The sequence below is a fragment of the Devosia sp. Root105 genome (assembly GCF_001424865.1).
In the GTDB taxonomy this organism is placed as follows: domain Bacteria; phylum Pseudomonadota; class Alphaproteobacteria; order Rhizobiales; family Devosiaceae; genus Devosia_A.
On record NZ_LMCR01000015.1, the window covers coordinates 393,049 to 415,181 of the forward strand.

Consider the following 22,133-nt stretch of genomic DNA (forward strand, 5'->3'; position numbering starts at 1 on the left):
GCCCTCTCCCCTCGGGGGCGCTTTCGCGCTCCCCCAGGAGGGGCGAGGAGACGCACTTTTGCACCGGCAGTGCCACAACGCCCCCTCGCCCCTCCTAGGGGGCGCAATAGGCGCCCCCGGGGGGGAGAGGGACGGGTGAGGGGCGCCAAGCACACCAGCCGTCAAAAGAGGCGGACTCGCGCCCGCCTCCTGTCAGCTCACGACAATATCAGGCGGCGCTTTCGACGCCCTTGACGAACCAGTCGATGACGGCGAGTTCGGCCATGGTCATGACCTTGCCTTCCTCGACCTTGAGGTTGCCGTCCTGGTCGTAGATCGGGCCGGTGAAGATGTCGAAAGTGCCGTCCTTGTAGCCGGCCTGCACGCCATCGGCGAGCGCCACGACGTCGGCGGGAACCGCCTTGTTGTAGGGCGAGATCACCACGGTGCCTTCTTTCATGCCGTCCCACGTGTCGGCCGATGCCCAGGTGCCGTCGACGATCGCCTGCACGCGCTCGACATAATACGGCCCCCAGATGTCCTCGATCGCCGTGAGGTGGGCGTTCGGCGCGAACGACGACATGTCGGCGCCCTGGCCGAAACCGTAGAGGCCCTTCTGCTCGAGAATCTGCAGCGCCGCCGGGCTGTCGGTGTGGGTGGTGACGATATCGCAGCCGAGGTTGATCAGCGTCTCGGTGGCCGCGGCCTCCTTCGGCGGATCGAACCAGCTGTCGATGAACACCAGCTTCAGCTTGGCATCGGGGTTCTGCTTCTGCGCCGAGAGCAGGAACGAGTTCACGCCCAGCACCACTTCCGGCACTTTGTACGAGCCGAGATAGCCGAGCGTGCCCGACTTGCTCATCTTGCCCGAGATGGTGCCGAGCACGGCCCGGCCTTCGTGGAACTTGGAGTTGTAGGTCGCGACATTGTCGGCGCGCTTGAAGCCCGTGCAGTGCTCGAACTTCACATCCGGGAACTCGGCCGCCACCGTGATGGTCTGGTCCATATAGCCGTACGAGGTGGTGAAGATCAGCTTGCAGCCCTGCTGGGCCAGGTCGCGGATCAGCGGAATGGCCGAAGCGTCCTCGGCGACGTTCTCGACATAGATCGTCTCGACCTTGTCACCGAGCGCCGCGTCGACCGCCTCGCGGCCCTTGTTATGGGCCCAGGTCCAGCCATAGTCGCCGATCGGCCCGAGGAAGATGAAGCCGATCTTGATCTTTTCCTGCGCGAAGGCAGCGCTGCCGGCGAGCGGCACGGCCGCGGCGGCGGCACCTGCTGCGGCAATGAAGTGGCGGCGATTGAGATTTGCCATGGACGTCTCCTGTTACGTTGTTGGCGTTTCTACGTTGCGGGAAGAAAGGGCTTGCCGAGGCAAGCAGGCGCGTTGAGGCCGACCCGATCCCGCATGGAGATCAGCGTCAGCACCACAACGGTCATCAGGTAGGGCATGGCCGCCCAGAATTGCGACGGGATGTACTGGGCGAACGACAGGAACGACAGCCCGCCGGCCTTGGCGTTGAGCTCCATCCACATCAGCACGCCGAAAAAGATCGCGCCGACCAGCAGCCGTCCGGCCCGCCAGCCGGCGAACACCACCAGCGCCAGCGCGATCCAGCCCCGCCCGGCGGTCATCCGCTCAGCCCACATCGGGGTGATCACCATGGAGAAATAGGCCCCGCCGATCCCTGCCATGGCCCCACCGAAGGCCACGGCGGCGTAGCGCACCCCGATCACCGAATAGCCGATCGAATGGGCGCTGAGGTCGTTCTCGCCGACGGCCCTGAGGATCAGCCCGGCGCGGGTCGACTTGAGGAACCAGCCGACCGCGAACACCATGATCAGCGCGAAATACACCACCGGCGAATAGCCGAAGAGCACCTTGAGGAGCGGGTCGCGCGCCAGCTCGGGCGGAAACACCGAGCCGAACTGCGGCACGATCCGGCCGACGAAGCTGAGCCCGATCAACGAGCTGAGCCCGGTGCCGAAAATGGTCAGCGCCAGCCCGGTCGCCACCTGGTTCGAATTGAGCGTCAGGACGAAAAACCCGAACAGCGACGCGGCGAGCGCGCCGGCAACGGCGGCGCCGATCACCCCCAGCCACGGGTTACCGGTGAGGACGGTAGCGGCAAAGCCGGCAATGGCGCCGACCAGCATCATGCCTTCGACGCCGAGGTTTAGCACGCCGGACTTCTCGACCACCAGCTCGCCAAGCCCGGCCAACAGGATCGGGGTGGAGATGCCGACGATGGTGATGATGGCGGCGATGAGGAAATCCATGGCCTACTCCCCCGGTGCCGGCTGCACGACGGCCTTGGCCGACCGGATGAAGCGCACGCGATAGCGCACGAAAATGTCGCTCGCGAGGATGAAGAACAGCATCATCGCCTGGAAGATGCCGGCGGTGGCGTTAGGGATATGCACCGTGGTCTGCGCCACCTGCCCGCCCACATAGGTGACGGCGAGCACGATGCCGGCGATCAGGCAGCCGATGGGATGCAGCCGGCCGAGGAACGACACGATAATCGCCGTGAAGCCGTAGCCGGAGGGAAAGCCGAGATTGATCGCCTTCAGCGACCCGGCGAACTCCAGTGCGCCGGCGAGCCCGGCCATGCCGCCGCCGATCAGCATGGCGAGCCAGACCGTCTGGTTGCCGTCGAACCCGCCATGGCGCGCCGCGTTGGGCGCCGAGCCGACGACACGGATCTGGTAGCCGAACACCGAGCGCGACATCAGCAGCCAGAACACGAAGGGCAGCACGACGGCGATGGCGACACCGAGGTGAACCGTGGTTCCGGAGAAGAGGATCGGTAGCGTCTGGTCCGGCTGCAGCGGCGCCGTGGCCGGAAAATTGCGGCCGTTCGGGTCCTTCCAGGGGCCGCCGACCAGGTAGCTCAACACCTGCAGCGCAACATAGGTGAGCATCAGGCTCGAGAGAATTTCGTTGACCCCGAAGCGCGTCCTCAGCGCCGCCGGAACCGCGGCCCAGGCGCTGCCGCCGACCATGCCGGCAAGGATCATGGTGACGATGATGATCGGCCCGCCGGCCGTGCCGGCGGCGATGCCGACGCCGGCGGCGCAAAGCGCGCCGATGATGTACTGGCCCTCGGCGCCGATGTTCCAGACATTGGCGCGATTGCCGATGGACAGGCCAAGCGCGATGATGATCAGCGGCGCGGCCTTCACCGCCACGTCCTGCCATTTGTAGGAGGCGAGCAGCGGCGTCAGGAAGATATCGATCACCGCCCGCTGCCCGTCGATACCGAGCAGGTCGAACACCACGACGCCGACCAACATGGTGAGCAGCACCGAGGCGATGGGCGTCACCACCTGCATCAGTTTGCTCGGCTCCTGGCGCTTTTCTAGCTTAATGCGCATCGGCCAGCTCCAGTTCAACAGTCGGGGTGGTCGGCGCCTCGCCGTGGATGCCGCCCATCAGCAGGCCGATCTCCTCGATATCGGCGCCGGCGACCTCTATCGGTCGCGACAGCCGCCCCTCGTTGATCACCGCCAGCGTGTCGCACAGCGACAGCAGCTCATCGAGATCCTGGCTGATCACCACCACCGCCGAACCCGCAGCCGCGAGATCGACGATCGCCTGATGGATCGCCGCCGCCGCCCCGGCGTCGACGCCCCAGGTCGGCTGGCTGACCACCAGCACGGCGGGCTTCTGCAAGATTTCCCGACCCATGATGTATTTCTGCAGGTTCCCGCCTGAGAGCGAACCCGCCATGGCGCCCGGCCCCAGCGCCTTGACGGCAAAGGCGGCGATCACCTCGCCGGCATAGGTCTTGGCCGCACCGGCCTTGATCAGTCCGGCACTGACCATGCCGAGGCGGTCGCGGGCGGTCAGGATGGTATTGTCGGCGAGGCTGAATTCCGGCACTGCGGCATGCCCGTTGCGCTCTTCCGGCACGCTGGCCAGCCCCTTGAGCCGCCGAGATTTCGCCTGCAGCTGGCCGACCGGCGCGCCGTCGATGCTGATCGATTCCGCGTCGCCCGACAGCACTTCGCCCGACAGCGCCAGCAGCAGGGCATTCTGGCCGTTCCCGGCGACGCCTGCCACGCCGAAGATTTCGCCGCCGCGGACCGTGAAGTTGATGTCCTTGAGCGCAATACCGAACGGCCCGGCGCCGGGGATCGACAGCCGGCTGACCACCAGCTTCTCCGGCCCCAGCGATCGGCCGGCCGGCTTGGTGATTTCCTTGAGCCCAGCCCCGATCATCTTTTCGGCCATCGAGCGCGAGGTCTCGACCTTGGGATCGCAGGTATCGACCAGCTTGCCGCCACGCAGGATCGTCGCTGTATCGCACAGCGCTTTGATTTCGTGCAGCTTGTGCGAGATGTAGAGGATCGAGCACCCCTCCGACGCCAGTTGCCGCAGCACCACGAACAGTTGCTCCACCTCCTGCGGGGTGAGCACCGAAGTCGGCTCGTCCATGATCAGCAGCTTGGGGTTGAGCAGCAGCGCCCGCACGATCTCGATGCGCTGGCGTTCGCCCACCGACAGGGTGGAGACGGTGCGGTGCGGATCGAGCTTCAGCCCGTACTGCTCCATCACTTCGCGGATCCTCGCCTCGAGGTCGCGGGCGTGGATCTTGCTATCCATTCCCAGCGCAATGTTCTCGAGCACCGTCATCGCCTCGAACAGCGAGAAATGCTGGAACACCATGCCGATACCGAGCTTGCGGGCCGCCTTGGGGTTGCCGACGGTAAGCGCTTGGCCGTTCCAGCGGATTTCGCCGGCATCGGGCTGCATGATGCCGTAAATCATCTTGACCAGCGTCGACTTGCCGGCGCCGTTTTCACCGAGCAACGCGTGGATTTCGCCGGGCAGCACAGCAAACGAAACGCTGTCATTGGCGAGGACGCCGGGAAAGCGCTTGGTGATACCGGTCAATTGCAGACGCGGCGCGATGCTACTGTCCAACAGCGGCTCCCGACTTCGTTACGGTGGCCGGCCGCGCCTTCAGATCTTCGACTTCCCGCCGGCCAATGTGGACCAGAATCTCGGCTGCCGCCAGCGCCGCGATAACCTCGGGCCGCTTGTCCCCAATCCCCTCTGGGAACGCCTGGCCGCCGATCGGCAGCACCAGCCGGTCGAGCGGCGCCGCCGGATAGCCCTCGCCCAGGTACCAGGAGCGGAACCGCGCCCGCTTCGTCTTCGAGCCGACCATGCCGACATAGGGGGCATCAGCCCGCTGCAGCGCCTCGGCGGCGATGAGGAAATCGAGCGCATGGTCATGCGTCAGGATGACGAAGCCACTGCCCGCGGGGGCCGAGCGCACCACCGCCTCGGGCATCGCCACGGCGTGGGTCTCGACATTGTCGGGCAGGTTGGTGAGCTCGTCCGGCCTGGTATCGACCACATGCACCTTGAGCGGCAGCGCCGACAGCGCCCGGGCCAGGGCATGCCCGACATGGCCGGAGCCGAACAGATAGACATGCGGCCGCGCCGCCGCCTCGGCCTCGAGCTTTTCGACCAGACGTCGCGTCTCAGCCGGCGTCACCCGTTTCAACGCCACATCCACCCGACCACCGCAGCACTGGCCGATCTCGGGCCCGAGCGGAATATCGAGACTGTCCTCATGCTCACCGGCCCGCAGCACCTGCCGCGCCCGGTCAATCACCATATACTCGAGCGCCCCACCCCCAATGGTGCCAACCTGCTCGTCCTCGGAGATCAGCATGAACGTCCCGGCCTCACGGGGAGACGAACCGCGGACGGCGGTGAGCTCGGCGACGATGGTCGCGGGATTGGCGGCGAGGAAGGATCTGAGGGTGGCTGGGGAGAGAGTCATCGTGGGGCCTCCCCCTCCCCAGCCCTCTCCTCGAGAGGGAGGGTGTCGGCTGGTGGTTGGGGTGAGATCGAGCCGCAAACTCGATGCGGCACCTCCCCCTCGACGGGGGAGGTTGGGAGGGGGTGCGTGGCGAGCACCGGGCTCACGTACTGGCCCTCGCCCGCCGCATCCGCTCAACCCCCATCAGCACGCGCTCGGGCGTTGCCGGCATATCAAGCTGCGGGGCGACCTTGTAATCGGCCACCGACGCCACTGCCATCGACAGCGCCTCGACCACCGAATAGCCGAGCACCAGCGGCGGCTCGCCGACGGCCTTGCTTCGTCCGATCGCCGGCTCCTTGTTGATGCTCCATTCGGCCAGCCGCACGTTGAAGATGCGCGGCACGTCTGAAGCGAGCGGGATCTTGTAGGTCGAGGGCGCGTGAGTGCGCAGTTGCCCCTTGCCGTCCCACCACAGTTCCTCGGTGGTGAGCCAGCCCATCCCCTGGATGAAGCCGCCTTCCACCTGGCCGATATCGATTGCCGGGTTGAGCGAGCGGCCGACATCCTCGAGCACGTCCGAGCGATCCACCTGATACTCGCCGGTCAGCGTGTCGATGGTCACTTCCGACGCCGCCGCGCCATAGGCGAAATAGTAGAACGGGTGGCCGCGCCCGGTAGTGCGATCCCAGTGAATCTTCGGCGTCTTGTAGAACCCGGCGGCCGACAGCTGCACCCGGTTCATCCAACAGGACGTCGCCAACTCATCGAACGGCACGAACTGCTGGCCGGCCCGGATACCGCCGAACTCCCACTGCACGTCCTTGGGCTCGACCTCGTAGATGAAGGCCGCATGCGCCGCCATCCGGGCCTTGATCTGGTTGGCCGCATCGAGCGCCGCCATACCGTTGAGATCGGTGCCGGAGGAGGCCGCTGTCGCCGAGGTGTTGGGCACCTTGCCGGTATTGCTGGCGGTGATCTGCACCCGCTCGACCGGCACGCCGAACGCGTCGGCCACCACCTGCATCACCTTGATATGGAGCCCCTGCCCCATCTCGGTGCCGCCATGGCTCAGGTGGATCGAGCCATCGCGATAGACATGCACCAGCGCCCCGGCCTGGTTGTGCCAGGTGGCGGTGAACGAGATGCCGAATTTCACCGGCACCATGGCGATACCCTTCTTCAAGACCTTGCTGGTCTTGTTGAATTCGAGAATGGCAGCACGCCGCGCCTGATAGTCCGAGCTCTGTTCGAGATCCTCGATCACCCGGTGGATGATATTGTCTTCCACCACCTGGTGATACGGCGTCACGTTGTTGCTGTCGGTGCCGTAAAAATTGGCCTTGCGGATCTCCAGGGGGTCCTTGCCCAGCGCATAGGCGATGTCTTCGATCCAGCGCTCGGCTGCGATGATCCCCTGCGGGCCACCAAAGCCGCGGAAGGCGGTATTCGACACCGTGTTGGTGAACAGCGGCAGCGAGTTCACCTTCACCGTCGGGTACCAATAGGCGTTGTCGCAATGGAACAACGCCCGGTCGGTCACCGGGCCGGAGAGGTCGGCCGAATAGCCCGAGCGTGCCGCATAGGTGGCGGTCACCGCCTGGATCTTGCCGTCGCTATTGTAGCCGACATCGTAGTCGACGACGAAATCGTGGCGCTTGCCAGTGATCTGGAAATCGTCGTCGCGGTCCGGGCGGATCTTCACCGCCTTGTTGAGCTTCTTGGCCGCGACTGCGGCCACCACGGCGAACAGGTTCCCCTGGGTTTCCTTGCCGCCGAAGCCGCCGCCCATGCGGCGCATGTTCACCGTCACCGCGGCATGCGGCACGCCGAGCACCTGCGCCACCATCACCTGGATTTCGGTCGGGTGCTGGCTCGAGACCTGCAGCGTGATCTCGTCGTCTTCGCCGGGGATGGCAAGCGCCGCCTGGCTTTCGAGGTAGAAATGCTCCTGCCCGCCGATCCGCACCCGGCCCCTGGCCCGATGCTGTGAAGCCGCGAAGCCGGCTTCGACATCGCCGCGTTCGAGCTTCAAGGGCTCGGTGACGAGCTTGCCGCCCGCCGCCACCGCCGCATCCACATCGGTGACATGCGGCAGCTCGCGATACTCGATCTTGGCGAGCTTGGCCGCCCGCCGCGCCGCCTCGCGCGTTTCGCCGATCACCGCGAACAGTGGCTGGCCCCAGGTGACCACCCGGGTGGTGGCGAACACCGGCTCGTCATGCTTATGCACCGAGCTGACGTCGTTCTCGGCCGGAATATCCTCGCCGGTGAGGACGCCCACCACGCCGGGGGCAGCGCGTACCGCATCGAGGTTCATCGAGGCGATATCGGCATGCGCCTTGGTGGAAAGCCCGAGATAGGCGTGCAGCGTGCCCTCCGGCTCGACCAGATCGTCGATATAGTCAGCGCGGCCGGCCACCTGCTTGATGGCAGAGTCATGCTTGACCGAGAGATGCAGCGGCGAGGTGGTGATGGGGGATTGCTTGTTCATGCCACCTCCCTCGTCAGCCGCTCGCCCTCGCCGGTGGTCTCGAGGAAGAAGCGGCGGAGCAGGTTCTGCGCCGCCAGCAGGCGATATTCCGCCGAGGCGCGCATATCGGTGAGGGGCTGGTAGTCCTCGGCAAAAGCCGGGATTGCCGCCTCGACTGTCGCCACAGTCCACGCCTTGCCCACGAGCGCCGCTTCCACCGCCTTGGCCCGCTTCGGCGTTGCCGCCATGCCGCCATAGGCGATGGTGATGGCGGCGACCTTGCCGCCCTCGAGCTTCAGTCGATAGGCGCCACAGAGAGCCGAGATGTCCTCGTCCTTGCGCTTGGTGATCTTGTAGCAGGCGAACTGCTCGCCCTCGGGAAGCGACGGGATGGTGACGGCCTCGACGAACTCGCCGGGCTGCCGGTCCTGCTTGCCGTAGGCGATGAAGAAATCCTCGAGCTTCACCTCCCGGCGGGTCTCGCCTTTCCTCAGCGTGATCGAGGCGCCGAGCGCGATCAACGGCGGCGGCGTGTCGCCGATCGGCGAGCCATTGGCGATATTGGCGCCGATGGTGCCCATATTGCGCACCTGCTGGCCGCCGATGCGCATCCAGAGTTCGGTAAGCTGCGGGAAACTCCCCGTCACCGCGGCGGTGGCGGCGGAATAGGTCACCCCTGCCCCGAGTTTCAGCGCGCTTTCGCTTGCCTCGATGCCGTGCAGCTCAGCGATATCGCCGATGAAGATCATCGGCCCGATATCGCGCATGAACTTGGTCACCCAGAGCCCGACATCGGTAGCGCCCGACACCAGCGTCCCCTGAGGGTTGGCAGCATAGACCTCGGCGAGATCGTCGGCCGAAGCCGGCACGATCAGCCGGCCCCTGCCTTCGCCGATTTCCACGCGCCGCCCATCGCGCAGCGCCTCGAGCCGCGCCTTGATCGCCTGCCGCTCGATCACCAGCGGATCGGCCACCACCGTGCCATAGGCCGAGATCGACTGGCCGGCCTTGATGATCGGGGAGTAGCCGGTGCAGCGGCAGAGGTTCCCCTGCAGCGCCACCTCGATATCGCTCACCGAGGGGTCGGCGTTCTGCATCCACATGCCGTAGAGGGACATCACGATGCCCGGGGTGCAGAAGCCGCACTGGCTGCCGTGGTGCTCGACCATCGCCTGCTGCACCGGGTGCAGCGGCCCATTGGCGGCCGAGAGGTGCTCGACCGTCACCACATGCGTTGCATCAAGCGATCCGACGAAGCAGATGCAGGCATTGACGGATTCGTAAACCAGCTCGCCCGAAGTCACTCGACCGACCAGCACCGTGCAGGCGCCGCAATCGCCCTCGGCGCAGCCTTCCTTCGAGCCGGTCATACGCCGGTCGAGGCGAAGGAAATCGAGCAGCGTACGGGTCGCCGAAATCTCGTCCAGCACGACGTCCTGGTCGTTGAGGATGAAGCGCAGCTGGCTCCGGATTTCGGTCATCAGCTTCCCCGGTAAGTCGAATATCCGTACGGCGAGACGAGCAGCGGCACGTGGTAATGCGCCGCCTCGCTTATCGTGAACCGCACCGGCACCGTGTCGAGGAACGGGTTCTCGAGGTTGACGCCGATCCGCTCGAAATACTGCCCCACATGGAAGATCAGCTCATAGCTGCCCAGGTGGAAGCGGTCGCCTTCCAGCAGCGGTTGGTCCACCCGCCCATCGGCATTGGTGTGTCCGGACCATATATGGTGCGTATGGTCGCCATGGACCATAAGCAAGTCGAGCCGCATGCCGGCTGCTGGCTTGCCATGCGTCGTATCGAGTACGTGCGTCGTCAGGCGTGCTGAACCCGCCATAGTCTAGTCCCTTCACCCTGCGCGCCGGATCGCCCCCGCGGCTCCCGCTTGCCGTTGAGGCATAACCCTTGGATTGCCCGACTATTGAGCATATTCGCCTCCGTTCCAAGGGGGTGCCCGGCAGTTTTTTACCAACTGGTCCACTTTTGCCGCCCTTGCATCGCGGCATGGCGCTCGTGATAAATCGGGAACCAACCAAGAGGTGCCCATGATGCGTTATCCCCGGAACCTGCAGGGCTACGGCCCGAATCCGCCGGATGCGCAATGGCCCGGCGGCGCGCATATCGCGGTGCAGTTCGTCCTCAACTACGAGGAAGGCGGCGAGAACAACATCCTGCATGGCGATGCGGCGTCCGAGGCCTTCCTCGTCGATGTGATCGGCGCCGTGCCGTGGCCGGGCAAGCGCCACTGGAATGTCGAGTCGATGTATGAGTACGGCGCCCGCGCCGGCTTCTGGCGCCTGCATCGGCTGTTCACCGGCCTGAACCTGCCGGTCACCGTCTATGGAGTCGCCACCGCGCTGCAGCGCTCGCCCGAGCAGGTCAAGGCCATGCTCGACGCCGACTGGGAGATCGCCAGCCACGGGCTCAAGTGGATCGACTACAAGGATTACGACATCGAGCACGAGCGCGAGGATCTGCACGCCGCGATCAGGATGCACACCGAGGTCACTGGCGCCCGCCCCACCGGCTGGTATTGCGGCCGCACCTCAGTGAACACCGTCGATCTCGCCAGCGAGGAAGGCGGCTTCACCTATGTCTCCGACACCTATGACGACGACCTGCCCTATTACCGCGAGCATTTCGGCAGCCCGCAGCTGATCATCCCCTATTCGCTCGCCACCAACGACATGCGCTTCACCACCGCGTCGGGCTTCGCCAATGGCGAGGAATATTTCCAGCTGCTGAAAGACACGTTCGACGTGCTCTACGCCGAGGGCGAAGCCGGCGCACCCAAGATGATGTCGCTGGGGCTGCATTGCCGGCTGGTCGGCATGCCCGGGCGCTTTGCCGGGCTCAAGCGTTTCGTCGAGTACATTATGGAGAAGGACAAGGTCTGGATCGCCAAGCGGATCGATATCGCCGAGCACTGGCTGCAGACCCACCCCTACGTGAAGCCGGAGATCGTTCCGTCGGAGCTGGCGCTCGACGATTTCACCCAGCTGTTCGGCAATGTGTTCGAGCACTCCGAATGGGTGGCCGAGCGCGCCCACAAGCGCGAAATGGGCCCGGCCCACGATACGGCCACCGGCCTTCATGCCCTGATGAGCCAGGTGTTCCGTGCCGCGACGAGCGCCGAGCGGCTGGCCGTCCTCATCGCCCACCCCGACCTCGCCGGCAAGCTCGCGGCGGCCAAGCGCCTCACCTCGGAATCCGAGTCCGAGCAGGCCTCGGCCGGGCTCGATGCGCTCACCGATGCCGAGCGGACGAGCTTCGGCAAGATGAACGCCGCCTATGTCGAGAAGTTCGGCTTCCCCTTCATCATCGCGGTGCGCGACAACACCAAGGCCCAGATCATGGCAGCGTTCGAAAAGCGCCTCGCCAACGATCGGGACACCGAGTTCGCCACCGCCTGCCGGCAGGTGGAGCGGATCGCAGAACTGCGCATTGGGCAGATTCTGGGCTGAGACGGACCGCCTGTCCGGTGCGGGCTGACCCCCACCCCTGTCCCCTCCCCGCAAGGGGGAGGGAGACCCTCACACTGGCATCGTAGTCTGCGTCTCCCTCCCCCTTGCGGGGAGGGATCAAGGGTGGGGGTCAGCCCGCACCGGCCTATCGTCATGCTCACGCACACCCCGCTTGACATCCCCCACGACATCAATCATAACCATCTCGTTATATAGCGAACAGGTTATGAAATGCAGCCCAACCAGCACCAGCTCGATCTCACCTTTGCCGCCCTCGCCGATCCGACCCGGCGGGCGATCCTGGCGCGGCTGGCCGAGGGCGATGCGTCGGTGAACGAGCTGGCGGCGCCGTTCGAGATGAGCCAGCCGGCCATTTCCAAGCACATCAAGGTGCTGGAGAATGCTGGCCTCGTCTCACGCGGCAAGGATGCGCAGCGGCGCCCGGTGAAGATCGAGGCGCTGCCGCTGGCCGATGCGGTCGGCTGGCTCGAGAACTATCGTAAGTTCTGGGAGCAGAGCTACCAGCGGCTCGACACCCTGCTCGACGAGTTGCAGCGCTTCGCCCCCCAAGGAAACAAGAAAAACTGACCGACAAGAAGAACTGAACCACAAGAAGACCAGAGGAGACGCCCCATGCAGCCGCCTTTGACCATCACCCTGCCCTCCGATCGCGAGATCGTCGTCACCCGCACCTTCAAGGCGTCAGCCGACCTGGTGTTCGACTGCTGGACCATCCCGGCGCTGATCCGTCGCTGGCTCGGGCCGGCCGACTGGGTGTTCGTCACCTGCGAGTTCGATGCGCGCGTCGGCGGCAAGTGGCGCTTCGTCACCACGGGACCCGGCGGCTTCGAGATGGGTTCGTCCGGCGAGGTGCTCGAAATCACCCGCCCCGACTGGATCAAGACCAACGAGATCTACGACATGGATTGGACCGGCGGGCAGACCATCGTCACCAACCGCATCACTGAAGCCAATGGCATCACCACCTCGGTGGTGACCATCCTCTACGCCAATAAGGAAGCCCGCGACGGCGCCCGGGCCACCCCGATGGCCGAGGGCATGGAGATGGGCTTCAAGCGCCTGGAAGAATTGCTGGCTGATATGCCGGCTTACTAACCCCAAGGGGCATACCTGCCCCTGAAGCTTCGACTGCCACTGCGACCACCCCGCCGGTGAAGCGTTCCGCTTCACGGACAGGGAGAACTCAACCCAACCAAGGAGACCTCAAATGCCCAAGATCATGCCCTGCCTGTGGATCGACGACCGCATCGAAGAGATGGTCAAGTTCTACATCGAGACCTTCAAGGACGGCGAAATCCGCAAGGTCGACCACTATCCGGACGGCCGCATCATCACCATCACCTTCCGCCTCAAGGACCAGGAGTTCATGGCGCTGAACGGCGGCCCGATCTTCAAGTTCACCGAGGCGATCTCCTTCACCATCGATTGCGACGGCCAGCGGGAGGTCGACCACTACTGGGACACCTTCACCGCCGATGGCGGCGAGGAGAGCCAGTGCGGCTGGGTGAAGGACAAATTCGGCCTCAGCTGGCAGATCGTCCCCAAGCAGCTCGGCGAAGCCCTGGCCGGCAGTGACCGTGCCGGCGCCGGCCGGGCCATGCAGGCCATGCTGCAGATGAAGAAGATCATCGTGGCCGACATCCAGAAGGCCTACGCCGGCAGCTAAGCCGGCGCCCTCCCGAAACCCCACATCGCAAGGCCTTCCCCCGTGCGCCTCCCGGCGCGCGGCCGGGAGCGGCTTGCCGCAAACCTGGAGACCCGCAATGCGCCGCCGAACCTTCCTCCTCACCGTCAGCTCGCTGGTGCTGGCCTCGGCCATCCCCGCCCTCGGCCAGCAGGCGACGTTCGATCCTGCCGCCCTCGCCACGCTCAAGGGCAAGATCGAAGCCTCGATCAAGAAGGGCGACATGTCCGGCGCCGTCTGGCTGCTCGCCAAGGGCGACGAGGTGATCGTCGATACCGCAGGGAATACCGCCTATGAGGGCGGCGTGCCGATGCGCCGTGACACGATTTTCCGCATCGCCTCGGTCGGCAAGGCCGTCGGCACGGCGGCGGTGATGATGCTGGTCGAGGACAAGAAGCTCCGCCTCGACGAACCGGTCGATCGGCTGCTGCCCGAACTCGCCAACCGCCAGGTGCTGAAGGACCTCAAAGGCCCGATCACCGATACGGTGCCGGCAAGCCGCCCCATCCTAGTGCGCGACCTGATGAATTTCACGCTCGGCTTCGGCGTGCTGTTCGACCCGACTTTGCCGATCCAGCAGGCGATCGATGCGCGCCAGCTGACCAATGGCCCCCCGGTGCCGGCGACGCCATGGACGCCGGATGAGTGGATGGCCAAGTTCGCCGAGCTGCCGCTGATGCACCAGCCGGGCGAGACCTGGATGTACAATACCGGTTCGCTCCTGCTCGGCGTGCTGATCGCCCGCGCCTCCGGCATGCCACTCGAAGACTTCCTCGCGAGCCGCATCTTCACCCCGCTCGGGATGGTCGATACCGGCTTCTTCGTGCCGGCAGAAAAGCTCGACCGCTTCCAGCCCGCCTATTCGGTGAACTTCGCCACCAACGAGCAGTTTCTGGAGGATCCGGTCGGGGGCATCTGGAGCAAGCCGCCGAGCTTCCCCTCGGCCGCCGGCGGGCTCGTCTCGACGCTCGATGACTACCTCGCCTTCGCCCGCATGCTGCTGAACCGGGGCGAGTACCAGGGCACCCGCCTCCTCAGCGAAGCCTCGGTGGCCGAGATGACCCGCAACCAGCTGACGCCGGAGCAGCAGGATGGCGCCGGCTTCATGCCCGGCTTCTTCGACAAGCTCGGCTGGGGCTATGGCGTGCTGACCTACGACACGCCCGACGATATCTCGCCCACCCCAGGCCGCTACGGCTGGGATGGCGGCTATGGCACAAGCTGGGCCAACGACCCAGCGACCGGGCTGATCGGCCTGATGTTCACCCAGTCGGTGCAATATTACATCGCCTCCAACCAGTTCCGCGACTTCTGGCGCGGCGCGTTCACCGCCATCGGCGCCGAAACCAAGGGAGTGTCCGACGTGCCCGAGCTCATCACCCACGACGTCGTCGTCACCCGCAGTTTCAACGCCTCGCCCGAACGCGCCTGGCGCGCTTGGACCGAAGATGCCGAGGTGATGAAGTGGTGGGGCCCGCGCCCCTGGACCAGCCCGGAAGCCCGCATGGATGTCCGCGAAGGCGGTTATTCGGTGGTGCTGATGCGCTCGCCGGAGGGGCACGACCTGTGGATGCGCTGGGAGTACACCAAGGTCATCCCCAACGAGCGGCTCGAATACGTCCAGAACCTCTCCGACAAGGACGGCAACCCGATCGACCCGACCAGCGTCGGCATGCCCGCGGAATTCCCGCGCGACGTCGCGACCGTGGTGACGCTGACCCCGAAGGGCGATGTCACCGAGGTCACCATCACCGAGCACACCACCACGTCAAAGCAGATGATGGATTACTCGCAGCTCGGTCTCGAGCAGGTTATGGATCAGATGGGCCAGACCTTCTGAGGGGGAGAGATGGAACTCACTGCCAAAGCGATCCTCGCCCGACTGCAGGAGCTGCGGTCGGACGAGGAGCGCAAGAAATACCATCGCTACTTCGACTTCGATGACGACGCGGCCGACACTTTCATTGGCGTGCGCATGGGCGAGGTATTCGCCCTCGCCAAACAGTGTCTACTGACCCCGCCTGCCGAGATCGAAAACCTGATGGAGTCCGACATCCATGAGGCGCGCGCTGCCGCCATGAGCATCATGGCCAAGCAATACCAGGCGAAAAAGACCACACTGGAGCGCAAAGAGGAGCTGTTCGAGCTCTACCTGCGCCGCCACGACCGCATCAACAACTGGGACCTCGTCGATCTCGCCGCCTACTACGTGATCGGCCCGCATCTCGTCGATCGCCCGCGCGATATCCTCTACCGGCTGGCGAAATCGGAGAACCCATGGGAGCGGCGCACCGCCACCCTCGCCACCTTCTCGTTCATCCGCCGCGGCCAGCTCGACGACGCCTTCGCCATTGCCGAACTGCTGCTCGATGACCCCGAGGATCTGGTGCAGAAGGCCGCAGGCTGGATGCTGCGCACTGCCGACGGTAACCGCCCGGCGCTCAACGCCTTCCTCGACAGGCACGCAGCCCGGATGCCGCGCGTCATGCTGCGCAACGCGCTCGAACATTATGCGCCGGACGAGCGGGCCCGCTACCTCGCCATGGGCAAGGCCAGATGACCCGCGAACCGCTGCACATCACCCTCGAGGGTGAGCGCGCCATCCGCATGGTCCGCCGATTCAAGGCGCCGCGCGAGCTGGTGTTCGCGGCGCTCACCACCCCTGCCCTGCTGCGACGCTGGTATGCCGAGCTGGTCAGCTGCGAACTCGACCTCCGCGTCGGCGGAGACTGGCGCATCGTCACCCGCCGCCCCGACGGGCGCGAGATCGGCCAGCACGGTACGTTCCGCGACCTCGAGGCGCCCAGCCGCATCGTGCAGACCGAACACTGGGAAGATTGGGACCCGGGTGAGGTGCTGGTCACCACTGCGCTGACCGAAGACGCCGGGGCAACCACCCTCGACGTGCTCTCGGAATTCCCCAGTGGCGACGTGCGCGAGCTGCTGGTGAAGGCCGGGATGAACGACGAGTCGGTGGCCCATTACGACCGGCTGGAGGATTTATTGGCTGGGTTCGGCTGAGGGTTGGAACGTTTGGGCGAAGCGCTCGCCACCCACTCGATGTCGCTCCCCTCCCCCGTGAGGGGAGGGGTGGGGCGTGGGGGTGGTTCTGTGATCACCGATGGACCCCCACCCCCAACCCCTCCCCTCAAGGACGGGTGGCGCCGTTCTCAGTCGCCGCCACCACCACCATCGCCGCCACCGCCATCCCCGTCGGAATCGCCAAACGAGAACGCACCACTGCCGCTGCTGTCAGTGCCACCTCGACGGGCGCGCGTCACCATGCTGCCGACCAGCCAGCCGAGGCCGATCAGCGCGATGACCGCGAGGACGGGCCAGAACGTCGCAAGAAATCCATAGACCGGCTCGCGGAACGACTGTTGGAAGTCGCGGAGCCAATCCATCGCTCAGTGCCCCGGGTAACTTCCGTCGCGCTGCTTGTGGTGCGGCTCGCCATCTTCCCAGTCGATATCGGTATTCACCTGGGGCTCGGCATGGCCGAGCAGGCGGTCGAGCCACTGGCGCAACGCCCGTCCGGCCTGTTCCAGCTGGATCGGGTCGATCAGGGGGCGCGGGTTATGGTGCGATTGCGTTGCCATGGCCCGAATCTGCGCCCGATTCCTAAACTTTTTCTGACACTCGGCGCTGGCCTTGGACGACCGCCGGCCGTTTTTGCTTAACCGCTCACCAGGCGTCGGGCTCGCGCACCATGTGAACGATCCCGGCCGGATTGAAGAACCAGCCACCGCGAAACCCTTCGCCCAAGGGCTCGATGGCATCGTTGCGGGTCGCCCCCGCGGCGCTCAGCCGCGCTGCGGCGGGAGCAAATTCGGGCGTGAACAGTTCAAGCCAGACTTCGCTCTGCGAAAACCCCGGCGCCTCGTCGATCCACAGCCGGTTCGGCCCGAACAGGAAGCCGACCTCCTGCCGCTCCGGCACCCGCTCGAGCTTCAGCACGTCGCGATAGAACGCCACCGTTTCCGCATAGAGATGGGTCGGTACCTTCATGGCGATGTTGATGCCGCCGCGGATTTCGCTGGTCATTTGTAAAAGCCGTCACGCAGGTTGAAGCCGTGCTCGAGATAGACCTTCATGGCGCACAGCATGCCGGTCCAGCCTTCGGTATTACCGACACAGGCATCGAGCCCCTGCTGCGTTGCCGTCCAGCCCGCCTCGGTGATGGTCACGAGGGTCCGGCCGTCCTCGAGGGCCTCAAAGCTCATGGTGACGGTGGTATCGCCGCTCGGGTCGGCGCCCGTCCCTTCCACGGCGCCCCACTTGAGCACGATCCGCTTGTCGTCGACCACTTCGACCACCTGCACAGGGAAGGCACCGGGGAAATCGGCAAAGTCCCAGGTCACGGTGGCGCCTGTGGTGAGCCGGCCCTTGGCGCCGCCGGTGGTGAAAAAGCCGGAGAGTTTTGCCGGATCGGCCACCGCCTCGAACACCTCGTGCACGGGCTTGGCGATCCGCCCCGACACCTTCAGCTTCACATCCATCTCGTTTCTCCTGTGCGTTTATCGCTTGTCTTTCCGGCCATTATGTTATAAAAATATAACATGTCAAGCGACGACGGAAATGACAGGATTTTCAAGGCCCTGGGGAACCGGGTGCGTCGCAACATGCTCGACCGGCTGAAGGATAATCCGCAGACCACCGGGGCGCTCTGCGACGCCTTCCCCGAGCTCGACCGCTGCACGGTGATGCAGCACCTCAAGGTGCTGGAGGAGGCCGACCTGGTGGTCGCCCATCGCGACGGCCGCGAACGCTGGAACCACCTCAACGCCATCCCCATTCAGCAGCTGCACGAGCGCTGGATCGGCGGCTACGCCGCCTACGCGGCGCAGGGTTTGCTGAAGCTGAAGCAGGGGTTGGAGGGCTGACCCCGGTGCGGGCATCGAAGCCAGCGACCGCGCAGTGATCCTCCCCCGCGTGGCGGGAGAGGATCACTGCGAGGCCTGCGCGTGCCGCCCTACCCCCCACCCTGCCCGTTTGGCAGGAACTGCAGCTGATTTGGCGGCCATTGTCGTCTGCCGGCCGCTAGCCTCCTCGAGTCCAACTGGAGGGCAAGATGCGCAAGCGGACGATCTTCGCAGGCATTGGCGTGCTGCTGCTGGCGGTGCTGATCGCTACCCCGATCCTCCTCTCCCCCGGCGCGCCCACCGCGGCCCCAGCGCCAGCCGAGCCGATAGCAGCGGACGAGCAGGCCGCCACCATCGCGGCGATGCGCCCGACCCGCCCCACCGACCGGCCGGTGATCGCCATCATCGCCTGGAACCAGGCGACCGAGCTCTCCGACTTCTTTTCGGCCTATGGCGTGCTGAAGCGGGCTGACGTCGCCGAGGTCACCGTGGTGGCCGAGCGCGCCGAGCCGGTGCAGCTCTACCCCGGCCCGAAGATCACCCCGGAAGCGACCATCGCCGATTTCGATGCCCAACACCCCGAAGGCGCCGACTACGTCGTCGTTCCCGCCATGGACCCCGGCACCGACCAGGTCATCGCCGACTGGCTGGTCGCCCAGCATAAGAAGGGCGCCAAAATCATCTCGATCTGCAACGGCTCGCGCATGATCGGCTTTGCCGGCCTGCTCGATGGCCGCCGCGCCACCGGGCACTGGAGCGCCGTCGCCGAACTGCGCCAGAAGCATCCGACCATGACTTTCGTCCCCGATCGTCGCTATGTGGTCGACGATGGCGTCGCCACCTCCACCGGTATCACCGCCAACATCCCGATCATGCTGGCTTTGGTCGAAGCCATCGGCGGGCGAGCCGTCGCCGAGCGCACTGCCGCAGAACTTGGCGTCGCCAGCTGGGATGCCCGGCATCGCTCGGCCGGGTTCGAACTCACTCTCGAGCACAAGAAGACCTTCATTCGCAACGCCCTGACCTTCTGGCGGCGCGAAACCGTCGGTATTCCGCTCGAGCAGGGCGTCGACGAGGTAGCGCTGGGGTTACTCGTCGACGCCTATGCCCGCACCAACCTCGCGAGCGTCGTGACTCTCGGCGCCGGTGGCGCGCCGGTTCGGAGCCGCCACGGCCTGCTGATCCTCCCCGACCAGCCCAGCGAAAGCGCCCGCGTCGACCGCATCCTGCCCCCGCCGCCCACCGAAGCGCCGGCCCAGACGCTCGAGAACGAGCTGCCGATGGTGGCGGCGCGCTACGACCTGCCGACGGCGAAGATCGTCGCACTGGTGATGGAGTATCCCTGGGCTGGCGGCGGGCGGTAGGGGGTCCTGCGCAACTCTCCCCACCCACCGGGTGAGGTGAGCCTGTGGTCGGCAGCGGACCGTCTGCCCTCTCACCCGCGTTTCCAACCATCCCTGTCGCGCACTAGGATGAACCCATGCCGCTACCCGTCCCCCTGCCCCCGAACCACAGCACCATCAGCCGTATCGCCATCGTCGGTTACGACGGCTTCCAGTTGCTCGATGTCACGGGCCCCGCCGAAGTGTTCGCCAAGGCCAACGACTTCATGCCCGATCTCGCCGCCAACCCGCTGCACTATGAGATCATCGTGGCGAGCCCGGCCGGCGGCACCATCACCTCGAGCTCCGGCCTGTCGCTCGCCGGCACTCTGCCGCTCGAGGCGCTCGGGCCCGATATCGATACGCTGCTGATTTCCGGCGGCCCCGAAGGCCCGGTGCGCCGCGCTGCGGAAGGCACCGCCCTGCTCCCCTGGCTCGCCGCCCATGCCCCCGGCATCCGGCGCGTCGCCAGCATCTGCACCGGCGCGTTCCTGCTCGGCGCCTCCGGCCTGCTCGACGGGCGGCGCGCCACCACGCACTGGTCCTCTACCCGCCTGCTCGAAACCCTGCTGCCGCGCACCGAGGTGGTGCCCGATGCGATCTTCGTCGGCGATGGCCACATCTTCACCTCGGCCGGCGTCACCGCCGGCATCGACCTGGCGCTCGCCTTCGTCGAGTACGATTGCGGGCCGCAGGTGGCGCTGCGGACGGCGCGCGAGCTGGTGCTCTACCTGCGCCGCGTCGGTGGCCAATCGCAGTTTTCCAGCAGCCTCGCGGCGCAGACCAGCGCCGGCGACGGGCTGCAATCGCTGGTCACCTGGATCGCCGGCAACCCCGAGGCCGATCTCAGCGTCGCCGTGCTGGCCGATCGCGCCATCATGAGCGAGCGCACCTTTGCCCGCACCTTCCGCCTCGAAACCGGCATGACCCCGGCCCGCTATGTCGAGCTGGTCCGCCTCGATCGCGCCAAGCAGCTCTTGGAATCGACGCGCTGGCCGCTGGCCCGCATCGCCGAGCGGGCTGGGCTGGGCAGCGCCGCCACCCTGTCGCGCGCCTTCCGCAAGCACCTCGGCACCACGCCCGAAGGCTATCGCGAGCGCTTCCGCATCGAGGGCAGCCGGCGCTGACACCCACTGTGCCTGCATCGGCTTTCGCGCTAAGAGCACTCACCACTCACGTTCACTGAAGTCCGATGGCCCCCACCACCTATGCCGGCCCGATTGCCGGCCTGCCCGACCAGACCGCCCTCCACACCGGCCGCGCCGTGTTCACCGAGGCCTATGCGGTGATTCCGCGTGGCGTCATGCGGGACATCGTGACCAGCTACCTGCCGCACTGGACGGACAGCCGGGCCTGGGTCATCGCCCGGCCGATGACCGGTTTCTCGGAGACCTTCTCGCAGTACATCGTCGAGGTGTTTCCCGGCGGCGGTAGCGACAAGCCGGAGCCCGATGCCGGCGCCGAGGGTGTGCTGTTCGTCGTCGAGGGACAGGCGACGCTCACCCTTGATGGCAAGACCCACCTGCTGAAGACCGGTGGCTACGCCTTCCTGCCGCCCGGCACGCGCTGGGCGCTCAACAACAAGTCCACCGCCCCCGTGCGCTTTCACTGGGTGCGCAAGCGCTACGAGGCGGTCGAGGGCATCGACCTGCCGGCTGCGTTCGTTGCCAATGAGCAGGACGAGCCGATCATCTGGATGCCCGGCACCGATAGCCGCTGGGGCACCACCCGCTTCGTCGACCCCACCGATATCAGTCACGACATGCACGTCAACATCGTGACGCTCGAGCCCGGCGCGGTGATCCCGTTCGAGGAAACCCATGTCATGGAGCACGGCCTCTACGTGCTCGAGGGCAAGGCAGTGTACCGGCTCAACCGCGACTGGGTCGAAGTCGAAGCCGGCGATTTCATGTGGCTGCGCGCGTTCTGCCCGCAAGCCTGCTACGCCGGCCCGAACCGCTTCCGCTATCTGCTCTACAAGGACGTCAACCGGCACGCCAAGCTGGTACTATGAGCTCGCTGACGCCGCCCTGCTGAGGCTCGCGAGAAGCGCGTCGAGTTCATCCAGAGTCGCGTCGACCAGGTCGTCGGGCGGCAGCCGGCTCGCCTCGACCACCAGATAGTCCCGATTGGCCGCAATCTCACCCCGCAGCTCGGCGAGGCGTGTCTCGGCGAGCTCGTATGCGTCGGAACCCCTGGGGTGCAGCGCGAGCTGTTCGGCCAGGTAGGTGGCGCGCAGTTGCCACCCCTCGATATAGCGTCGGCATGGTTGGATGATCCCCGCCGATTGGGTTTCGATGAGCGCATCGGACGCGCCGGCGGATACAAGATGAATCTGATTATGCATTCTCAAACCCGAAGCGCTTTCAGGAAAAGTTGTGAGACTTTTCCGTCCGAAAGCGCGACCAACATCATTACGTGAGCGTGTCGGCGTGCCGCCGACACGATCTAAGTACCGAGCGCCACAACGTTTTCCTTGCCGCTTGGT

General features: G+C 65.8%; 24 protein-coding genes. 11 read left to right on the plus strand and 13 right to left on the minus strand.

Translation table 11 applies throughout. The annotated features are described in order from the left end of the window. Window positions 1-208: 208 nt before the first annotated feature. The 8 genes from ASC68_RS15295 to uraH all read right to left on the minus strand — a co-directional run bounded on the left by ASC68_RS15295 (window position 209) and on the right by uraH (window position 10,069). Window positions 209-1,294, minus strand: a complete 1,086-nt coding sequence (locus ASC68_RS15295; protein ID WP_055880883.1) for a BMP family ABC transporter substrate-binding protein — start codon at window positions 1,292-1,294, stop codon at window positions 209-211. A gap of 29 nt (window positions 1,295-1,323) precedes the next feature. Then, window positions 1,324-2,259: an ABC transporter permease gene (locus ASC68_RS15300; protein WP_055880886.1), complete on the minus strand. Its 936-nt coding sequence runs from the start codon at window positions 2,257-2,259 to the stop codon at window positions 1,324-1,326. Window positions 2,260-2,262: 3 nt separating this feature from the next. Beyond that, the gene (locus ASC68_RS15305; RefSeq protein WP_055880888.1) at window positions 2,263-3,357 is read right to left on the minus strand and encodes an ABC transporter permease; all 1,095 of its coding nucleotides are present in this window, start codon (window positions 3,355-3,357) and stop codon (window positions 2,263-2,265) included. Further along, a complete protein-coding gene (locus tag ASC68_RS15310) occupies window positions 3,347-4,912 on the minus strand; it encodes an ABC transporter ATP-binding protein (RefSeq protein WP_248310549.1) in 1,566 nt (521 codons plus the stop codon). Before ASC68_RS15310 ends, ASC68_RS15305 begins: the two co-directional genes overlap by 11 nt. Beyond that, window positions 4,899-5,780, minus strand: a complete 882-nt coding sequence (gene xdhC, locus ASC68_RS15315; RefSeq protein ID WP_055880891.1) for a xanthine dehydrogenase accessory protein XdhC — start codon at window positions 5,778-5,780, stop codon at window positions 4,899-4,901. The genes ASC68_RS15310 and xdhC overlap by 14 nt, the downstream gene beginning before the upstream one ends. A gap of 142 nt (window positions 5,781-5,922) precedes the next feature. Then, window positions 5,923-8,253: a xanthine dehydrogenase molybdopterin binding subunit gene (gene xdhB, locus ASC68_RS15320; protein ID WP_055880894.1), complete on the minus strand. Its 2,331-nt coding sequence runs from the start codon at window positions 8,251-8,253 to the stop codon at window positions 5,923-5,925. After that, a complete protein-coding gene (gene xdhA / locus ASC68_RS15325) occupies window positions 8,250-9,713 on the minus strand; it encodes a xanthine dehydrogenase small subunit (protein WP_055880897.1) in 1,464 nt (487 codons plus the stop codon). The genes xdhB and xdhA overlap by 4 nt, the downstream gene beginning before the upstream one ends. Next, window positions 9,713-10,069, minus strand: coding sequence for a hydroxyisourate hydrolase (uraH, locus tag ASC68_RS15330; RefSeq protein WP_055880898.1), 357 nt, complete (start codon window positions 10,067-10,069; stop codon window positions 9,713-9,715). The genes xdhA and uraH overlap by 1 nt, the downstream gene beginning before the upstream one ends. Window positions 10,070-10,280: 211 nt before the next feature. Here uraH and puuE point away from each other — a divergent pair, with 211 nt between their 5' ends. The 7 genes from puuE (at window position 10,281) to ASC68_RS15365 (ending at window position 16,422) form a co-directional block, all read left to right on the plus strand. After that, window positions 10,281-11,696, plus strand: coding sequence for an allantoinase PuuE (gene puuE, locus ASC68_RS15335; RefSeq protein WP_156384732.1), 1,416 nt, complete (start codon window positions 10,281-10,283; stop codon window positions 11,694-11,696). Between the two features lie 231 nt (window positions 11,697-11,927). After that, entirely contained in the window at window positions 11,928-12,284 is a 357-nt protein-coding gene (locus ASC68_RS15340) for a metalloregulator ArsR/SmtB family transcription factor (RefSeq protein WP_055880904.1), read from the plus strand. Between the two features lie 45 nt (window positions 12,285-12,329). After that, window positions 12,330-12,812, plus strand: a complete 483-nt coding sequence (locus ASC68_RS15345) for an SRPBCC family protein (protein ID WP_055880906.1) — start codon at window positions 12,330-12,332, stop codon at window positions 12,810-12,812. A gap of 112 nt (window positions 12,813-12,924) precedes the next feature. Further along, on the plus strand, window positions 12,925-13,383 hold the full coding sequence (locus ASC68_RS15350) for a VOC family protein (protein WP_055880909.1): 459 nt from the start codon (window positions 12,925-12,927) through the stop codon (window positions 13,381-13,383). Between the two features lie 97 nt (window positions 13,384-13,480). After that, on the plus strand, window positions 13,481-15,241 hold the full coding sequence (locus tag ASC68_RS15355; RefSeq protein ID WP_197421237.1) for a serine hydrolase: 1,761 nt from the start codon (window positions 13,481-13,483) through the stop codon (window positions 15,239-15,241). A gap of 9 nt (window positions 15,242-15,250) precedes the next feature. Continuing rightward, window positions 15,251-15,961 carry a DNA alkylation repair protein gene (locus tag ASC68_RS15360; RefSeq protein WP_055880912.1) on the plus strand — a complete coding sequence of 237 codons (711 nt, stop codon included), beginning with the start codon at window positions 15,251-15,253 and terminating at the stop codon, window positions 15,959-15,961. Then, window positions 15,958-16,422, plus strand: a complete 465-nt coding sequence (locus ASC68_RS15365) for an SRPBCC domain-containing protein (protein ID WP_055880915.1) — start codon at window positions 15,958-15,960, stop codon at window positions 16,420-16,422. The genes ASC68_RS15360 and ASC68_RS15365 overlap by 4 nt, the downstream gene beginning before the upstream one ends. 149 nt (window positions 16,423-16,571) lie before the next feature. Here the strand turns inward: ASC68_RS15365 and ASC68_RS28700 are convergent, their stop codons facing one another. The 4 genes from ASC68_RS28700 to ASC68_RS15385 form a co-directional block, all read right to left on the minus strand. Further along, window positions 16,572-16,805, minus strand: coding sequence for a hypothetical protein (locus ASC68_RS28700; RefSeq protein WP_055880918.1), 234 nt, complete (start codon window positions 16,803-16,805; stop codon window positions 16,572-16,574). 3 nt (window positions 16,806-16,808) lie between these two features. Continuing rightward, window positions 16,809-17,000, minus strand: coding sequence for a hypothetical protein (locus tag ASC68_RS15375; RefSeq protein ID WP_055880921.1), 192 nt, complete (start codon window positions 16,998-17,000; stop codon window positions 16,809-16,811). Between the two features lie 85 nt (window positions 17,001-17,085). Next, window positions 17,086-17,445, minus strand: a complete 360-nt coding sequence (locus ASC68_RS15380; protein ID WP_055880923.1) for a VOC family protein — start codon at window positions 17,443-17,445, stop codon at window positions 17,086-17,088. Further along, on the minus strand, window positions 17,442-17,900 hold the full coding sequence (locus ASC68_RS15385) for an SRPBCC family protein (RefSeq protein WP_055880926.1): 459 nt from the start codon (window positions 17,898-17,900) through the stop codon (window positions 17,442-17,444). Before ASC68_RS15385 ends, ASC68_RS15380 begins: the two co-directional genes overlap by 4 nt. Before the next feature lie 60 nt (window positions 17,901-17,960). Here ASC68_RS15385 and ASC68_RS15390 point away from each other — a divergent pair, with 60 nt between their 5' ends. The 4 genes from ASC68_RS15390 (at window position 17,961) to ASC68_RS15405 (ending at window position 21,659) form a co-directional block, all read left to right on the plus strand. Beyond that, a complete protein-coding gene (locus ASC68_RS15390; protein WP_055880929.1) occupies window positions 17,961-18,284 on the plus strand; it encodes a metalloregulator ArsR/SmtB family transcription factor in 324 nt (107 codons plus the stop codon). Between the two features lie 188 nt (window positions 18,285-18,472). Further along, window positions 18,473-19,627, plus strand: a complete 1,155-nt coding sequence (locus ASC68_RS15395; protein ID WP_055880932.1) for a DJ-1/PfpI family protein — start codon at window positions 18,473-18,475, stop codon at window positions 19,625-19,627. A 116-nt stretch (window positions 19,628-19,743) separates the two neighbouring features. After that, window positions 19,744-20,772, plus strand: a complete 1,029-nt coding sequence (locus ASC68_RS15400) for a GlxA family transcriptional regulator (RefSeq protein ID WP_055880934.1) — start codon at window positions 19,744-19,746, stop codon at window positions 20,770-20,772. A gap of 65 nt (window positions 20,773-20,837) precedes the next feature. Next, complete coding sequence (locus ASC68_RS15405) at window positions 20,838-21,659, plus strand: bifunctional allantoicase/(S)-ureidoglycine aminohydrolase (RefSeq protein ID WP_055880937.1); 822 nt, start codon at window positions 20,838-20,840, stop codon at window positions 21,657-21,659. Here the strand turns inward: ASC68_RS15405 and ASC68_RS15410 are convergent. Continuing rightward, window positions 21,654-21,992 (minus strand): hypothetical protein, encoded by a 339-nt coding sequence (locus ASC68_RS15410; protein ID WP_055880939.1) that lies wholly within the window; start codon window positions 21,990-21,992, stop codon window positions 21,654-21,656. The genes ASC68_RS15405 and ASC68_RS15410 overlap by 6 nt on opposite strands. Window positions 21,993-22,133: the final 141 nt, after the last annotated feature.

Bases quoted from the DNA above. Each gene is read 5' to 3' on its own strand.
- ASC68_RS15295 (WP_055880883.1), bottom strand. From the start codon at position 1,294: ATGGCAAATCTCAATCGCCGCCACTTCATTGCCGCAGCAGGTGCCGCC.
- ASC68_RS15300 (WP_055880886.1), bottom strand. From the start codon at position 2,259: ATGGATTTCCTCATCGCCGCCATCATCACCATCGTCGGCATCTCCACC.
- ASC68_RS15305 (WP_055880888.1), bottom strand. From the start codon at position 3,357: ATGCGCATTAAGCTAGAAAAGCGCCAGGAGCCGAGCAAACTGATGCAG.
- xdhC (WP_055880891.1), bottom strand. From the start codon at position 5,780: ATGACTCTCTCCCCAGCCACCCTCAGATCCTTCCTCGCCGCCAATCCC.
- xdhB (WP_055880894.1), bottom strand. From the start codon at position 8,253: ATGAACAAGCAATCCCCCATCACCACCTCGCCGCTGCATCTCTCGGTC.
- xdhA (WP_055880897.1), bottom strand. From the start codon at position 9,713: ATGACCGAAATCCGGAGCCAGCTGCGCTTCATCCTCAACGACCAGGAC.
- uraH (WP_055880898.1), bottom strand. From the start codon at position 10,069: ATGGCGGGTTCAGCACGCCTGACGACGCACGTACTCGATACGACGCAT.
- puuE (WP_156384732.1), top strand. From the start codon at position 10,281: ATGCGTTATCCCCGGAACCTGCAGGGCTACGGCCCGAATCCGCCGGAT.
- ASC68_RS15340 (WP_055880904.1), top strand. From the start codon at position 11,928: ATGCAGCCCAACCAGCACCAGCTCGATCTCACCTTTGCCGCCCTCGCC.
- ASC68_RS15345 (WP_055880906.1), top strand. From the start codon at position 12,330: ATGCAGCCGCCTTTGACCATCACCCTGCCCTCCGATCGCGAGATCGTC.
- ASC68_RS15350 (WP_055880909.1), top strand. From the start codon at position 12,925: ATGCCCAAGATCATGCCCTGCCTGTGGATCGACGACCGCATCGAAGAG.
- ASC68_RS15355 (WP_197421237.1), top strand. From the start codon at position 13,481: ATGCGCCGCCGAACCTTCCTCCTCACCGTCAGCTCGCTGGTGCTGGCC.
- ASC68_RS15360 (WP_055880912.1), top strand. From the start codon at position 15,251: ATGGAACTCACTGCCAAAGCGATCCTCGCCCGACTGCAGGAGCTGCGG.
- ASC68_RS15365 (WP_055880915.1), top strand. From the start codon at position 15,958: ATGACCCGCGAACCGCTGCACATCACCCTCGAGGGTGAGCGCGCCATC.
- ASC68_RS28700 (WP_055880918.1), bottom strand. From the start codon at position 16,805: ATGGATTGGCTCCGCGACTTCCAACAGTCGTTCCGCGAGCCGGTCTAT.
- ASC68_RS15375 (WP_055880921.1), bottom strand. From the start codon at position 17,000: ATGGCAACGCAATCGCACCATAACCCGCGCCCCCTGATCGACCCGATC.
- ASC68_RS15380 (WP_055880923.1), bottom strand. From the start codon at position 17,445: ATGACCAGCGAAATCCGCGGCGGCATCAACATCGCCATGAAGGTACCG.
- ASC68_RS15385 (WP_055880926.1), bottom strand. From the start codon at position 17,900: ATGGATGTGAAGCTGAAGGTGTCGGGGCGGATCGCCAAGCCCGTGCAC.
- ASC68_RS15390 (WP_055880929.1), top strand. From the start codon at position 17,961: ATGTCAAGCGACGACGGAAATGACAGGATTTTCAAGGCCCTGGGGAAC.
- ASC68_RS15395 (WP_055880932.1), top strand. From the start codon at position 18,473: ATGCGCAAGCGGACGATCTTCGCAGGCATTGGCGTGCTGCTGCTGGCG.
- ASC68_RS15400 (WP_055880934.1), top strand. From the start codon at position 19,744: ATGCCGCTACCCGTCCCCCTGCCCCCGAACCACAGCACCATCAGCCGT.
- ASC68_RS15405 (WP_055880937.1), top strand. From the start codon at position 20,838: ATGGCCCCCACCACCTATGCCGGCCCGATTGCCGGCCTGCCCGACCAG.
- ASC68_RS15410 (WP_055880939.1), bottom strand. From the start codon at position 21,992: ATGCATAATCAGATTCATCTTGTATCCGCCGGCGCGTCCGATGCGCTC.